Origin of the sequence: Brevundimonas sp. (assembly GCF_031412435.1) — a bacterium.
Classification (GTDB): Bacteria; Pseudomonadota; Alphaproteobacteria; order Caulobacterales; family Caulobacteraceae; genus Brevundimonas.
This window is the reverse complement of sequence record NZ_JANODA010000036.1, coordinates 40,506-55,022: the sequence shown is the minus strand read 5'-3', so window position 1 is coordinate 55,022 and position 14,517 is coordinate 40,506. Positions and strand designations below refer to the sequence as shown.

Genomic DNA, 14,517 nt, shown 5'->3' with positions numbered 1-14,517 from the left:
TAGGATGTCGGAGGCGTTCCAGCCCAACCTGGACTTCACGACCGCGCAGGAGGTCGACGCGCGCGACGTACTCGTGGTTGATCTGGACGGTTACGAGGGGCCGCTGCATGTGCTGCTGGCGCTCGCGCGGACGCAGAAGGTCGATCTGCTGAAGCTGTCGATCACCCGTCTGGCGGAACAGTATCTGGCCTTCGTGCACGAGGCGCGGCGGAGGAACTTCTCGCTGGCGGCCGACTATCTCGTGATGGCGTCGTGGCTGGCCTATCTGAAGTCGCGGCTGCTGCTGCCGCGCACCGAGAAGGGCAAGGGCGACGAACCGCCCGCCGAAGAGATGGCCGCGGCCCTGGCCTTCCGGCTGCAGAAGCTGGAGGCGATGCGGAAGGCCTCGGAGACCCTGCTGGCCAGGCCGCAGCTGAAGCGGGACGTCTTCACGCGCGGCGACCCGCAAGCGACGGTGATCGTCCCGTCCGACCGGATCGACGCCAGCCTGTACGAGCTGATGGCGGCCTACGTCGGTCAGCGTCGCCGGGAACAGGCGCGGCACTACAATCCCGGCCAGCGCGTCGAGGCCTATCCGCTGGAGGCTGCGCGGGACTGGCTGCGGGAAATCATGCCGCGCATGGCCGACTGGACGCCGCTGGAGCGGGTCGCGCCTCAGCGGAACGGGGAAGGGCCGAGCCAGGCCAGCCTGACGGCCTCGACGCTGTCGGCGAGCCTGGAACTGGTCAAGGAAGGGGCGATGGACGTGCGTCAGGAGAAGGCGTTCGACGAGGTCTGGCTAAAGCGCCGGGGCCAGGGCCAGCCGCTGGAGCTGACGCCATGAGCGGGATCCAGTTCGCGCCCGATGAGGGCGAGATCGAACGGCGGGTCGAGGCTCTGCTGTTCGCTGCCGCCGGGCCGCTGTCGGCGGCGGATATCGCCCGGCGGCTGCCGGAGGGGGCCGAGGTCGGGCCGGCCATCGCGGGCTTGCGGGCGCGCTACGAGGGTCGGGGGGTCGAGCTGGTCTGCGTCGCCGACCGCTGGAGCTTCCGCACGGCGGGCGACCTCGGCTTCCTGATGACCGAGGAACGGGAGGAGCCGCGCCGGTTGTCCAAGGCGGCGCTGGAGACCCTGGCCATCATCGCCTACCACCAGCCCGTTACCCGGGCCGAGATCGAGAGCGTGCGGGGGGTTTCGATCTCCCGGGGCACGCTGGACCTGCTGCTGGAGATGGGGTTCGTGCGGTTGCGGGGTCGCCGACGGACGCCGGGGCGGCCGGTCACCTATGCGACGGCGGACCGGTTCCTCGAGCATTTCGGCCTGGCCAGCCTCTATGATCTGCCGGGCGCGGCTGAGATGAAGGCCGCCGGCCTGCTGGACCTGTCGCTGCCCGTCGGGTTCGAGGTTCCGGATCCGTCGCGATCCGGTCCGGAGGAGGAAGACCCGATCGAGGAGGGCGATCAGCCCGAGTTCGCCCAGGACTTCATCAGCGGGGACTGAAGACCCGACTCGGGTTGACGTCCCGGGGGTGTCTGGCTATACGCACGCCTCCGCCGCCGGGCTTCCGCGCGGCTTTTCTATTTCTATTTGCCCCTAGCCTGCGCTGAAGCAGCGAGCCGCCGAGCGGCAAGCGTCAGCGCCACCAAGGATTTCAGACCATGAAGGTCCGCAGCTCGCTCAAGTCGCTCAAGACCCGCCACCGCGACTGCAAGGTCGTGCGTCGCAAGGGCGTCGTCTTCGTGATCAACAAGACGGACCCGCGCTTCAAGGCGAAGCAGGGCTAAAGGATTTCTGACGCTCGCTCGCGACCTCGTCGCGAACTGACTGAGCTCAGAACTACCCACAGGTCGCGGGCTTTAGTCCGCGACCTTTTTCGTGCCTGCGGTTGAGCGTTTCGCCCCCGCATGGTTAGCGTCCGCCTCTTATTCTGTTCGCCTTCCCCGGAGACCTCCCATGGCCGACGACGCCACTTTCGACGCCTCGCCGGACGTCCTGAACGCCACGGCCCAGGGCCGTCTGCGGACCATCATCGAGCGCATCGAGCGTCTCGAAGAGGACAAGGCCGCGATCATGGCGGACATGAAAGAGGTCTTCCTCGAAGCGAAGGGGGAGGGCTACGACGTCAAGATCCTCCGCAAGGTCATCCGCATCCGCAAGCAGGACAAGGCCAAGCGCCAGGAAGAGGACGCGATCCTGGACCTGTACCTGTCGGCGCTCGGCGAGATCTGATCCTGAAGCGGACGCCCCTCTCGGGCGGTCCGAAAGACCCCTCTCAAGACCGTTCCGGGGGGTCGCTCAAGCGCTCGACCGGGTTCAAGCCGGGCTCGGGCTTCAAGACAAAAGACAAGCCTGCGCCCAGCCCCTTCGAGGCTGAGCGCGAGGCTGCGCGTCGCAAGGCGCTGAACGCCCTCAAACGCGCCAAGCGCGCCGCCGACAAGGCGGGGATCGCCCTGTCCGAATGGGAGGGGGAGTTCATCGAGGGCGTCTCGGAGCGGATCAAGACCTATGGCCGCGCCTTCGGCGACCCCGAGAAGGGCGCGCCGGGACAGGCCCTGTCCTCGATGCAGGGCCGCAAGTTGAAGGAGATCACCGCCAAGGCCAACGGCGAGGAGCCGAAGCGCCGTTGGGGCCGCCGGAAGCCGCCGGCCGACGAAGCGTAGTCGAAACGTCCGGAATGTCCGGACCAAAAACAGGGTGACGACACGGACGAAACGAGAGAGTTCGTTTCGATTCAGAGTTCTGACGCGATAGCTGTTTCGTCCGCTCGAAAGGGAGCCGGGCGTTTGCCCACTCTCGTCGGCTGATCGTCAAAGCCCCGGGGACCGGATGGCTAGCGGGTCTACCGGCCGTAAGGACATTCTGCGAATGAATTCCTATCGCCCGCAATCCAGCGCGGTTGGCTACGGCTGGTTTCGAGGTCCGGCGAGATGGTCAATCTTGCACGCTCGCCGGATGACTGAACCGTAACTCGACATCGCGCCCGGCGCTCGGCCATAGGCGGCGCTGAGGGAGAAGAAATAATGCAAAACAACAGGCGTGTTGGAGCGACTTTCTACGGTTTGTTCGCGGTCGTTGCGGTGGCCACCTATTTGATCCACGAGGCGGCGCACTGGCTCGTTGGGGCCGCGCTCGGCTACCGGGTGTCCTACGGCATCAACAGCGTCATCCCCGGCTCGCCGATGACCGTGACCGACCACATCCTGATGTCTGCAGCGGGTCCCGCCGTGACCGTTCTCATCGCGCTGGTTGCCTTTGCATGGGTTATGCGCCGGCAAAGCCTGATCGCATATGCGGCTCTGTATTTCGCATTGTTCATGCGGGCGGTGGCAGCGGGAGTCAGCATTTTCAACCTGAATGACGAGGCGCGGATCAGTGACATGCTGGGCTTGGGGCCGTGGGTGTTGCCGGGCGTAGTCATCCTTGTTCTGTTGATACCCACTATCGTCGCGAGCCGGCATCTACGTTTGTCGTGGAGGGTCAACGTTCTGGCTTACATGGTGTCCAGCCTCGTCGCTGCGGCGGTTGTCGGGCTCGACATGGTTCACCGGGGTACGATCTAGCCTGGCTATTCTGGCGCAGGAAGGTCCGTCCCACCGGGCCGGTCGCCAAGCCTGACCGTTTTCGATGATGCGGCTAGAGGACTGGAGCGTCCGCTCCGACGCACACGGTTTGCGGCGCCAATCGAAACGGTGCACCCCGACCTTGGCCGGAGTGCAGGAAGCCCGCAGGCCTGGAGCATGATTCACTGAGATCTGGAGCCTGATTCACGGCCTCAGCGGAATATCGAAGCGATTCCACCTCAGCCGATGGGCTCTAGAACAGGATCTTCCTCAGGCTGATCGAGAAGACGCGGCCCTGGGGATCAAGGAAGTCGGGCTGGTAGTTCAGCGGGACCGTGCCGGTGGAGGACGTCACCTCGGTGCGGGTGTCGAACAGGTTCTGGATGCCGAAGTTCAGGCGCGTACCTTTCAGGATCGGGAATTTCTCGACCCAGGCGGTCCGCTGGGTCAGGTCGGCGAAGACGTTCAGGTTGACAGTTGTCTGGTCGCTGAACGCCAGGTCCGAGCCGCCCGCGCCGCCGTCGACGCGGGTCGACTCACGCCAGTTGGCGTTCAGGAACGAGCCGAAGCCATTGCGGAAGACGCCGCCCTGGACCTGGATCTCGTTGCGTGGCGTGCCGCCGCGGGCGCCCGTGGCGTCCCCGTCCAGCAGGTCGAGCTCAGGCAGGCTGTCGCGGATGCTGACCGTGTCGGTGAACCGGACCGTGTGATAGACTGACAGGTTGAAACGGCCCTGGCCCGGCTGCATGCCGCCGCCCCGTCCGCCGCCGCCGGGGCCTCCGCCCATGCGGATCTGCTGGCCGCCGCCGCCGCCGGGACGGCCGCCGCCCATCATCATCATGCCGCCGCCCGGCAGGCCGCCTCGCCCGCCGGCCATCGCCGCAGCCGGGGTGGGCGTGCCGAAGGCGCGCGAGAAGTTGAAGCCGGTGCGCAGTTCCGCCCGCTCGGTGCGCGCGAAGTTCAGCGGCCGGGCGTCCAGGGCGGTCAGGTTGCCGGCCGCGTCGCGGGTGAATCGTCCCGGCAGGGCGGCCTCAAGGTCGGCGGTGATGGTCGGGAAGGCGATGATTGCGTCGTTTACGATCGTGCGCGTGTAGTTGGAGCTGAGCGAGAAGTCGCGTTCCGACCATGGACGGAAGTTGAAGCCGAGCGCCAGGACCTGACGGTCCTCGGGGTTCAGGTTCGGGTTGCCGCCGCTGACGCGGGTGATCTGGACCGTCCGGCCGGTGCGGAAATCGAAGACCGAGGCGTTGGGCGTCGAGATGGTCGGGTCGTTGAGCTGCTGGATCGTCGGAGCGCCCTCCTCGTCCTTGTAACTGACGCTGAAGGACAGGGGTTCGATCGGCGACCAGTTGGCCGCGGCGCCCAAGGTCACCAGGCCGCCGATGTCGGAGGCCTCGTCATAGCCGGCGTTGGCGCTGACCGAGAGGTCGCCGAAACGGCTCAGCACCTCCTGGCGGCGGCTGGCGATCGGCAGGGAGAAGTTCGCCGTGCCATAGACGCGGTCCCGGCCGATGGCGCGCTCCGAGAAGACGCCCGACAGGGTGCTCTGCGAGCTCAGGTCGCGGGTGTCGACCCCGACCTTGAAGGTCGAGTTCAGACCGCCGGCGGGCGCCTGGAAGAGGTCGCCCATGAAGACCGCTTCCAGCAGGCCGCCGCTGGCGACCGAGTTCGCGGTGTCGACCTGTCGGGTGAAGCTGGAGGGCGACAGGGCGCCGAAGGGGTTCAGGGTCCCGGCGGTGACGGCCGCCTGGGCCGCCAGGGCGCTGTAGCCGCGACCGGTCGTCGTGTCGGTCTCGACCCGGTCGTAGGCGCCCGACAGGGTCCACCGCCAGTCGTCGCCGATGAAGCCGTCCAGCAGCATGCCGAGGTTTGCGGTCGAGGTGTCGGTGTCGCGGGTCAGAGCGCCGGCGTCGTCGAGGAATCGGTAGACGGCGACGTCGCGGCTGAAGGGCGAACCATTGCGGCCGGCCGGTGCGATCAGGGTCACGCCGGGCAGGCCGCCCATGGAGAAGCTGGAGCCCTCGATCAGATTCAGGCTGACCGTGCCCTTGGTCGTCGAGTTCAGGTCGCGCGCGATGGAGGCGTTCAGCGTTGTCGTATCGCCGCGCGGCAGCAGGGTGCGGTAGTCGCTGAGGTTTCCGGTGCGCGGGGCGTTGGCCCCGGCGGCGAACTGGGCCAGCGTAGGATTGGCCACGCCGGGGTTGGCGGCGACCACAGCGGCCAGTGCGGGGTCGATCTGGGTCCCGTAGGGGATGCCGGCGACGTTGCCGATCAGGTCGAAGGGCTGGGAGCCCGGATCGCGGGTGATGTCGCGCTCTGACTCGAACAGGGCGGTGTCGTGCTGATGCTCGAGGCTGACGTTGATACGGGTGCCGTCGACGATGCTGAAATAGCCGGTCTCGACCTCGGTGGAGTTGCGGCCGCCCTGGGTCGGGGCGCGGTTGGAAATCTCGGCCGTCGCCTGGCGGAACTGGGCCTTCAGGACGATGTTCACGACCCGCTGGTCGGCCGTGTAGCCGTAGGTCAGGGCGACCTGTTCGGGCAGGATGTCGGTACGCTCGATGGCCTCGAACGGGATGTTGCGGATTTCCTGGAAGCCCGAGGTGCGGCGACCATTCAGGAGGATGACGGGGCCTGAGGAGCTGCGCGAGCTGCGGGTCAGGGGCTCCAGCGCCGTCAGCAGTTCGGCGATGTTGGAGGCCCCGTAGGCGCGCAGCTGGTCGGCGTCGAGGCTGAGGTCGGGCGGAATGTCGCCCTGGACGGCGCCGCGCAGGCGAGTTCCGTCGACCACGACGTCCTCGACGATGTCCTCGTCTCCGGCGGGGGCGCCGGTGGGGAGGTCCTGATCGTCATCCTGCGTGGCCTCGGCTGCGCCCGCAGGCGTCGCCGGGGCGGCGGGAACCGTCGTCTGGACCACCGGCGCAGTCTGGAGGGCGCCCGAGGCGAGGGCGTAGAGCAAGGCGGCGGCGATGGTCATGCAACATTCCGAACGAGGCGTGGGGAGACGCCCGCCGGTACCCACACGCGCAATGACGCGAACGATCCGACGGCCTTGTTATACGTCGCACTCATCACGATCCGTCGCGGCGCCATTGTGGCGCTTTGTTTCAACCTTGCGTCGAGACGGAAAGGTGTGGCCGTAAGGTCACCCTGCTTCTTTGAGAATGCCTTCCAGACCCTGTTCGCGGACCTTGCGGTACAGGGTCGAGCGGCCGATGCCGAGGCGGCGGGCGATCTCGGACATGTGGCCGGCGTAGACCTCGATCGCGTGCTGGATCAGGTCGCGTTCGATGTCCTCGAGCGTGCGCAGATGGCCGCGCTCGTCGAGGATCTTGATCGGCTGGTCGGGCAGGGGCGGCAGGTCGGCGTAGTTCATCACCGCGGCCGAGGGATGCGACGGCTCGCTCTCCAGCGGCATGGCGACGCCCGAGATGGCCGGGAAGTCGTGCGGCTGGAGGAAGGGGGCGTCGGCCAGAACGATGGCGCGATAGATGGTGTTCTCCAGCTGGCGCACATTGCCGGGCCAGTCGAAGGCGGTCAGCAGTGCCAGGGTCTCGGGCGAGGCGCCGGCGATCCGCTTGCCCTCCTCGACGTTGAAGCGACCGATGAAGTGGTCGATCAGGGCCGGGACGTCCTCGCGGCGTTCGCGCAGGGACGGGGCCTCGATCGGGAAGACGTTGAGGCGATAGAAGAGGTCCTCGCGGAACCGGCCCTCGGCGACGGCGCTCGACAGGTCGCGGTTGGTCGCCGAGACGATGCGGACGTCGACCTTGACCGCGCGCTTCGAGCCCACGGGGTCGATCTCGCCTTCCTGGAGGGCGCGCAGCAGCTTGACCTGCATGTCCAGCGGCAGCTCGCCGATCTCGTCGAGGAAAAGCGTGCCGCCGTTGGCCTCCATGAACTTGCCGAGGTGTTTGTCGGAGGCGCCGGTGAAGCTCCCCTTCTCGTGACCGAACAGGATCGACTCGACCAGGTTGGCGGGCAGGGCGCCGCAGTTGACGGCGACGAACGGCTTGCCGACGCGGTCGGAAGCGCCGTGCAGGGCGCGGGCGATGACCTCCTTGCCGACGCCGCTCTCACCGGTGATCAGGACCGGGATTGACGACTTCGCCGCGCGGGCGCCGAGCTGTTTGACCATCTGCATCGGACGGCTGTCGCCGACCAGGTCGGCGAAGGTGACGCGGCCGGCGACGTGCTTCTTCAGACGGCCGACCTCGGCGGTCAGCTGGGTCAGCTGGAGCGCATTGCGAATGCCGACCAGAATGCGCTCCGGGCTGGCGGGCTTGATGAAGAAGTCCTGGGCCCCGGCCTGCATGGCCTTGACCACGGTCTCGATGCCGCCGTTGGCGGTCAGGACGATGACGGGGGTGGTGACGCCGGCGGTGCGGATCTCGGCCAGGGCCTCCATCCCGCTCATGCCGGGCATGACGAGGTCGAGCAGGACCACGTCGGCGCCGCCGCCCTTGGTCAGGCGGTCGATGGCCTCGCCGCCGGACTCGGCGTGGACGACGATATAGCCCTCGCGATCCAGAACCGCCTGGACGAGGCGGCGCTGGGTCGGATCGTCATCGACCACCAGAACGGTCTTGGCCATGGTTGCGGACACCCTCTGTCATCACGGATCGGCCGGTCCTTGTGGAGGCGGGACTGGCTCGTTTCGGGACGGTTTTAGGCCCGATGCGGTGAAGATCGGGTGAGAGGGCGTGGTGTGCGCAGGGTTAACGGGCGGGCGGACAGGCGAAAGGCGCGGCGGGCGACAGCGGCGACTGACGCTGCCCGCCGGTGTCGAGGTCGGGCAGATTGTCGGCGTAGCCGGCCTTGAGCTTGCCCTGACGCAGCAGGTCGCGAGCGTCCGGGGCTGCGGTCTCGTCGCCGCACCGGACCGGGACGTAGGTCCCGAGCGGGATGTAGGTCCCGAACTCGGCGTCTTCGCCATAGATGGTCACGCGGTAGGACTGGACCAGAAGGACGGTGTTCGCATCGAAGCCGATCGCCTCGCCGACGGTCGCCAGACAGTCACCCTCGGCGAGGCACTCGCGGCGGGCATCGTCATCGGCGACCGGCTGGAAGAAGACTTCGGGCAGGGCGGGGGCGCCGGGGAGCGTGGCGATCGTCGGTTTGAATTCCTCGTCGGCCGGGGTGTCGGCGGTGAAGATGCCGGCCTGGGCTTCCCTGGCGCGGGCGGCGACGTCGGCGTCATCCGAGGCGGCGAGACTGGCGAGAGCGGCGCGTCCGCTCTTGCCGCTGCTGTTCTGGAGGAAGGCGTAGTCGAACTTGTCCGGCGCCACCTTGCCGCTCTCCAGACGGGCGACCTGATCCGCCACCGACAGGCGCGCAGGATCGGCCAGCGGCGTGAACAGGGCGAGGATGACGGCGACCACGAGGACGGCGGTGACGATATTGGTCATCTCCAGCGCCTTCATCCAGGGCGAACCCTTGCGGATGAGAGGGATGATCGCGCCCAGGCCATAGCCGATCGCATAGGCCAGACCGACGAGGGCGCAGGCCACGGCGATGATCCGGTCCGGCGTCAGGCCGTGCTGGCCGATGCGCAGGCTCAGACCCCAGAAGGCGATCAGCACCAGGGGTGTCAGCAGGACCGAGGCGACGCGGACGGCGACCCTGAGCACGGCCGGGGGCAGATTGTCGGCGCGCCCGTCCTGATACGCTGCGTTGATGAGGATGATCAGACCGCCCGCCGCCGACAGGACCAGGGCGGTGGCGCTGCCGGTCTCCCACAGGCCTTCGAGACCGGTGAAGGGCAGGGCGGCGAGGAAGCCTCCGACGAGGACGGTCAGGACCAGCAGCAGCCAGGACAGCAGCATCAGGGCGACGGTGCGGATGCCCCGGATAAGGCCGTCGCGGACGTCGGTCAGATGGACGGCCGTGGCGAAGGCGAGGCCTGTCAGGGGCAGGGAGAACCAGCCCTCCTCGATCAGGTCGCCGAGGAAGCTGAGGCCGATGATGTTGAACAAGGCGGCGCCGAGGAACAGCAGGAGCCAGAAGGCGCCCGCGAAGGCGATCGACAGGACCAGTTGCACTCCCGCCATCCAGGCGGCGTCGAAATAGGCGGGGAAGGAGGCGATCAGCTTCCGCTCGCGATCGGCCGGGACGATCAAATGGTGGGCGATGAACAGGGCCGCCGCCGAGAAGGCGAACAGGGGGAAGGTCATCTGGCGGCCGGCGTCGCCGGCCTGACGCGCCACGTCGTGCCAGGCGAGGAAGGCCAGGGCCGCCGCCGCGACGGCGCCCCAGATCGCCAGGGTCGGCCAGCGCAGACGCCCGACCCCGGCCAGCAGGGGCGGCGGCAGGAAGAGTGCGACCAGAACCAGGGGGCCGAAGGTCTCAGGGAAGCGCGAGGACCAGGTCACGCCCTCGCCCTCGGAGGCGCGGACCAGCAGATAGAGGGCGATCCCCTGGGCCAGGCCGATCACCAGCCGGACCAGACCGACGGTGCGGTCGTTCTGGCCCAGGTCGCTGCGGCCGGCGGAATCGGTGGTCGTGGTCATGGCGCTTGTCTCCCCGAAGCGTGACAATGAACCGGGGCGCGGCGTCCGGGAAGCTATGTTTCCTGACGAACGGCGCGGGCGAGGTAGCAGCCGCGCGGCGCGAAATGGATGTGGGCCTGTTCGACCGCCGGGTTCTCGAACCAGTGCGCCAGCCGGTCGTCGAGCTCTGAGCCATCGATGACCTGTCCCTCGATCATCATGTTTCGCCGGTCGTAGACCCGCAGGGACAGGGGCCGTTTGCGCAGCATCTCGGGCGCCTCGGCGAGAGGCCCGGCCCTGACGGCGGCCTCGCGCACGAATATCGGGCCCGAGGCGCGATAGGGGGAGGCGGGATCGGTCAGGTGGGCGTGGTTGACGAGGACAAGGGCCTCGCCGGCATCGGCGTCCCGCAGGCTGACGCGGCAGGGGGCGCGGCCCGGCGCGTCGGCGACCCAGCGGCGGGCGCCGATCGCGGCCAGTTCGGCGTCGGTCATGGTGAAATAGCCGGTGAAGGGTTCCAGCGGCAGGGCTTCGATGCGGTAGGTCATGGGTGTCTCTCCGTGTTGGCAGGGAGAGATGCGACGAACCGCGCGGCGCGTCTGGCGGGTTTCGGCCGTTGCGCCACGGCCCCGGCCACCCCACAACGGGAGGCATGAACGCGCCCTTCAAAGCCCCGCCCCACCCCGTTGATCCGGCCGAACCGCCCCTGTGGGACCTGTCCGATCTCTATGCGTCGCGTGAGGACGCGCGGATCGCTTCCGACCTGGAGGCTGCGCGGACGGCGGTCGCCGAGCTGAACGGCTTGCAGGGCCGGTTCGTCGCCGAGCGGGCCGACGCGAAGGCGCTCGGTGCCACGCTGGACCGGGCCATCACCCTGTATGAGCAGGCGTCGGAGAAACTCGGCGCGCTCGGGGCCTACGCCTTCCTGGCCGCCTCGACCAACCGGGCCGATGCGGGGGCGCAGGGGTTTGAGGCCGATCTGCGCGAGAAGATCACGGCCATCGCCACCCCGACCGTCTGGCTGACGCTGGAGATCAACCAGCTGGAAGAGGCCGAGATCGAGGCCGCGCTGGCGGCCGATGCGGGCGCTGCGAAGTGGAAGCCCTGGCTGCGGCGGGTGCGGGCGATGAAGCCGCACGAGCTGTCGGGCGAGCTGGAGACCTTCATCGCCGAACGGATGCCGATCGCGGCCCAGTGGCCCCGTCTGTTCGACGAGACCCTGGCGGCGTTGCGGGTCGAGAGCGGCAAGGAGAGCCTGACCCTGGCCGAGGCGCTGAACCAGCTGTCCGACCCCAGGGAAGCGAGGCGGCGTTCGGCGGCCGAGGGACTCAACACGGCGCTGGCGGCGCGGACCTCGACCCTGGCCCTGGTGCTGAACACGGTCGCGGCCGACAAGGCGATGGAGGATCGCTGGCGCGGGTTCAAACGTCCGGCCGACAGCCGCCACCTGGCCAATGAGGTCGACGGCGAGTCCGTGGACGCGATGGCCGATGCGGTCGCCGCAGCCTATCCGAAACTGTCGCACCGCTACTATGCGCTGAAGGCAAAAGCCCTCGGCAAGGCGAAGCTGGACCAGTGGGACCGCAACGCGCCGCTGGAGACGACGGCGCCGCGCGGGTTCGACTGGAACCAGGGGCGTGAGCTGGTGCTGGAAAGCTTCGGCGATCTGGGCGGCGAGTTCGCCGAACGCGCCGGGCGGTTCTTCGACAGGCCGTGGATCGACGGCCGGGCGCGGGCCGGGAAGCAGTCGGGCGCCTATGCCCATCCGGTGACGGCGGATCGTCACCCCTATGTCTTCCTGAACTGGATGGGCGAACGGCGCGATGTCCTGACCCTGGCCCACGAACTGGGGCACGGGGTGCACCAGACCCTGGCGGCCGAGAAGGGCACGCTGCTGGCCGATACGCCTCTGACGCTCGCCGAGACGGCGTCGATATTCGCCGAGGGGCTGACCTTCGACCGACTGCTGGCGACGGCGCCCAGGGCCGAACAGCGCGGCCTGCTGGCCGGGCGGATCGAGGACGGACTGAACACCGTTGTCCGCCAGATCGCCTTCCACCGTTTCGAGACGCGGTTCCATGACGAACGGGTCAGGGGCGAGGTGTCGGCCGACCGGCTGGGCGAACTGTTCGTCGAGGAGATGGGGGCGTCGTTGGGGCCGGCGGTGACCCTGAACCCCGGCTACGAGGCCTGGTGGAGCTATGTCAGCCACTTCGTCCACTCGCCCTTCTACGTCTATGCCTATTCATTCGGCGACCTGCTGGTGGCGGCGCTGATGGAGACGCGGCGGGCCGATCCGGACGGCTTCGCGCCCCTGTATCGCGCCCTGCTCGCGGCGGGCGGGACCAAGACCTACGTCGAGGCGCTGGAGCCGTTCGGCCTCAACCCCCGCGATCCGGCCTTCTGGACCATCGGAACGAAACGGCTGGAACGACTGATCGATCAGTTCGAGGCGCTGGGATAAATCCTCCCCCGTCGGGGGAGGGGGCTCGAAGCGCAGCGAAGAGACGGTGGGGGCTCATCGCGCACGCGGTGTGTGGATCTGGCCCCCTCCACCGCTTCGCGGTCCCCCTCCCCCATCGGGGGAGGATTTGTTCCAGCACCTTGAGCCTTACCCCCGCATCGCTATAAGACCGCCCAAACGCCTCTCCGACGGACGCAGACTCATGGCCGACCATAACTCCCCGACCGAACACGCTGATCACGACGCGGACGCCTACGTCCACGGCACGATGACGGTCGAGGAACAGTCGGCGACCTACAGCCTGTTCATGAACCTGGCCAAGTGGGGCTCGCTGGTCATCGCCGCCCTGCTGCTGTTCCTGACGCTGTGGTTCCAGCCGGGCGGAAGCTTCGTCGCCGGCGCCATCGGCGGCGGCGTTCTGGCTGTCGCCGGGTTCGCCTTCCTGAAGAGCGGCAAAAACCACTAAACAGGCCGCTCTCGCTCACCCCTCTGCGGTCGCTGCTTGCGCGCATTGGGATATGAAAGGCGAGATATTGCGCGGATGTCGCCGTATTTGATGGCGAAACGGTCGTTTGCACCTTTGACGCCACAGTCTCCCAGCGCCTAACGTTCTCCGATCCAGAGCTGGATGGGGAGATTCGCTTGGCCGTCGCCATCGCCGTGACCCGGGAACGCCGTGAGGGTGAGACCCGCTGCGCCGTCACCCCGGAGACCGTGAAGAAATTCGTCGGCATGGGGGCGACCGTGACGGTCGAGGCCGGGACCGGACTGGGCTCGTCCATCCCTGACACCGACTATGTCGAGGCGGGCGCCTCGGTGAAGCCGGACACCCGCGCGGTGCTGGAGGGTGCCGATCTGGTGCTGAAGGTCCGCGGGCCGACGGCGCAGGAAGTGTCGGCGATGAAGCCGGGCGCGATCGTGGTCGCCCTGCTGGATGCGTATCGCGAGAAGGACACGGTCGCGGCCATGGCCGGCGCCAATGTCACCGCCTTCGCGATGGAGTTCGTGCCCCGGATCACCCGGGCCCAGGTCATGGACGCCCTGTCGTCCCAGGCCAACCTGGCCGGATACCGGGCCGTGATCGAGGGGGCCTATGCTTACGGGAAAGGCTTCCCGATGATGATGACGGCGGCGGGCACAGTCGCCCCGGCCAAGGTCTTCATCATGGGCGTCGGCGTCGCGGGCCTGCAGGCCATCGCCACGGCGCGGCGTCTGGGCGCGGTCGTCACGGCCACCGACGTGCGGCCGGCGACCAAGGAACAGGTCGAATCTCTCGGAGCAAAGTTCCTCGCCGTCGAGGACGAGGAGTTCAGGAACGCCCAGACGGCCGGCGGCTACGCCAAGGCCATGTCGCCCGAGTATCAGGCCAAACAGGCGGCCCTGACCGGCGAACACATCAAGAAGCAGGACATCGTCATCACTACCGCCCTGATCCCCGGTCGCGCCGCGCCGGTGCTGGTCAGCGCGGAGCAAGTCGCCTTGATGAAGCCGGGCAGTGTGCTGATCGATCTTGCGGTCGAGGCGGGCGGCAATGTCGCGGGATCGAAGCCCGGCGAGGTCGTGACGACGGCGAGCGGCGTGAGCATCGTCGGCTATACCAACCTGCCGGGACGGATCCCGTCGGATGCGTCGAGCCTCTACGCCAAGAACCTCGTTGCCTTCGCCGGGCTGCTGATCAAGGATGGCGCGCTGACGGTCGATCTGGAGGACGAGATCCTCAAGGCGTCGGTGGTCACCAACGGCGGGGCCGTGGTGCACGAAGGGGTGCGGGGGTGAGGCCTTCGCTGAGACGCATCCTTACGGCCTTAGGCTTCGTCATGCTTGTGGCGAGCATCCCATGGCAGTTCCTGTTGGCGATTTGGGAGGCTTCAACGCTGCAGATCGACCTCGAAAGTCAGATGGCTCGCACGGCCTTGCTGAAATCCTTCGCTACCAGCCTCCCGCAAGCCTTTTTCGACATGGCCGTGGGTGGCGGACTGATAGTCCTTTGTCGCATTGATCAGCGGCTGGAACAGAAAGCCTGACC

13 protein-coding genes are annotated in these 14,517 nt (G+C 67.9%); 9 read left to right on the top strand and 4 right to left on the bottom strand.

Annotation, left to right across the window (positions count from 1 at the left end):
• Positions 1–4 precede the first annotated feature (4 nt).
• From RMO01_RS06715 to RMO01_RS06690, 5 genes are all read left to right on the top strand, one after another.
• A complete protein-coding gene (locus tag RMO01_RS06715) occupies positions 5–823 on the top strand; it encodes a ScpA family protein (protein ID WP_309628270.1) in 819 nt (272 codons plus the stop codon).
• Positions 820–1,479, top strand: a complete 660-nt coding sequence (gene scpB / locus RMO01_RS06710) for an SMC-Scp complex subunit ScpB (protein ID WP_309628269.1) — start codon at positions 820–822, stop codon at positions 1,477–1,479. Before RMO01_RS06715 ends, scpB begins: the two co-directional genes overlap by 4 nt.
• 158 nt (positions 1,480–1,637) lie before the next feature.
• Positions 1,638–1,763 carry a type B 50S ribosomal protein L36 gene (gene ykgO / locus RMO01_RS06705; RefSeq protein WP_008263184.1) on the top strand — a complete coding sequence of 42 codons (126 nt, stop codon included), beginning with the start codon at positions 1,638–1,640 and terminating at the stop codon, positions 1,761–1,763.
• A gap of 169 nt (positions 1,764–1,932) precedes the next feature.
• Positions 1,933–2,208 carry a DUF2312 domain-containing protein gene (locus RMO01_RS06700; protein WP_309628268.1) on the top strand — a complete coding sequence of 92 codons (276 nt, stop codon included), beginning with the start codon at positions 1,933–1,935 and terminating at the stop codon, positions 2,206–2,208.
• Positions 2,209–2,999: 791 nt separating this feature from the next.
• Positions 3,000–3,539, top strand: coding sequence for a hypothetical protein (locus RMO01_RS06690; RefSeq protein WP_309628267.1), 540 nt, complete (start codon positions 3,000–3,002; stop codon positions 3,537–3,539).
• Between the two features lie 253 nt (positions 3,540–3,792).
• Here the strand turns inward: RMO01_RS06690 and RMO01_RS06685 are convergent, their stop codons facing one another.
• The 4 genes from RMO01_RS06685 to RMO01_RS06670 all read right to left on the bottom strand — a co-directional run bounded on the left by RMO01_RS06685 (position 3,793) and on the right by RMO01_RS06670 (position 10,575).
• The gene (locus tag RMO01_RS06685) at positions 3,793–6,516 is read right to left on the bottom strand and encodes a TonB-dependent receptor (RefSeq protein ID WP_309628266.1); all 2,724 of its coding nucleotides are present in this window, start codon (positions 6,514–6,516) and stop codon (positions 3,793–3,795) included.
• 168 nt (positions 6,517–6,684) lie between these two features.
• The gene (locus tag RMO01_RS06680; protein WP_309628265.1) at positions 6,685–8,133 is read right to left on the bottom strand and encodes a sigma-54 dependent transcriptional regulator; all 1,449 of its coding nucleotides are present in this window, start codon (positions 8,131–8,133) and stop codon (positions 6,685–6,687) included.
• A gap of 124 nt (positions 8,134–8,257) precedes the next feature.
• A complete protein-coding gene (locus RMO01_RS06675) occupies positions 8,258–10,048 on the bottom strand; it encodes a DUF4153 domain-containing protein (protein ID WP_309628264.1) in 1,791 nt (596 codons plus the stop codon).
• Between the two features lie 53 nt (positions 10,049–10,101).
• Positions 10,102–10,575: a DUF1203 domain-containing protein gene (locus tag RMO01_RS06670; protein WP_309628263.1), complete on the bottom strand. Its 474-nt coding sequence runs from the start codon at positions 10,573–10,575 to the stop codon at positions 10,102–10,104.
• 104 nt (positions 10,576–10,679) lie between these two features.
• Between RMO01_RS06670 and RMO01_RS06665 the strand changes: the two genes are divergently transcribed.
• From RMO01_RS06665 to RMO01_RS06650, 4 genes are all read left to right on the top strand, one after another.
• Positions 10,680–12,491: a M3 family oligoendopeptidase gene (locus RMO01_RS06665; protein WP_309628262.1), complete on the top strand. Its 1,812-nt coding sequence runs from the start codon at positions 10,680–10,682 to the stop codon at positions 12,489–12,491.
• A 202-nt stretch (positions 12,492–12,693) separates the two neighbouring features.
• On the top strand, positions 12,694–12,957 hold the full coding sequence (locus RMO01_RS06660) for an aa3-type cytochrome c oxidase subunit IV (RefSeq protein WP_309628261.1): 264 nt from the start codon (positions 12,694–12,696) through the stop codon (positions 12,955–12,957).
• 176 nt (positions 12,958–13,133) lie between these two features.
• Positions 13,134–14,267 (top strand): Re/Si-specific NAD(P)(+) transhydrogenase subunit alpha, encoded by a 1,134-nt coding sequence (locus RMO01_RS06655; protein WP_309628260.1) that lies wholly within the window; start codon positions 13,134–13,136, stop codon positions 14,265–14,267.
• A gap of 41 nt (positions 14,268–14,308) precedes the next feature.
• Positions 14,309–14,515, top strand: coding sequence for a hypothetical protein (locus RMO01_RS06650; RefSeq protein ID WP_309628259.1), 207 nt, complete (start codon positions 14,309–14,311; stop codon positions 14,513–14,515).
• Positions 14,516–14,517: the final 2 nt, after the last annotated feature.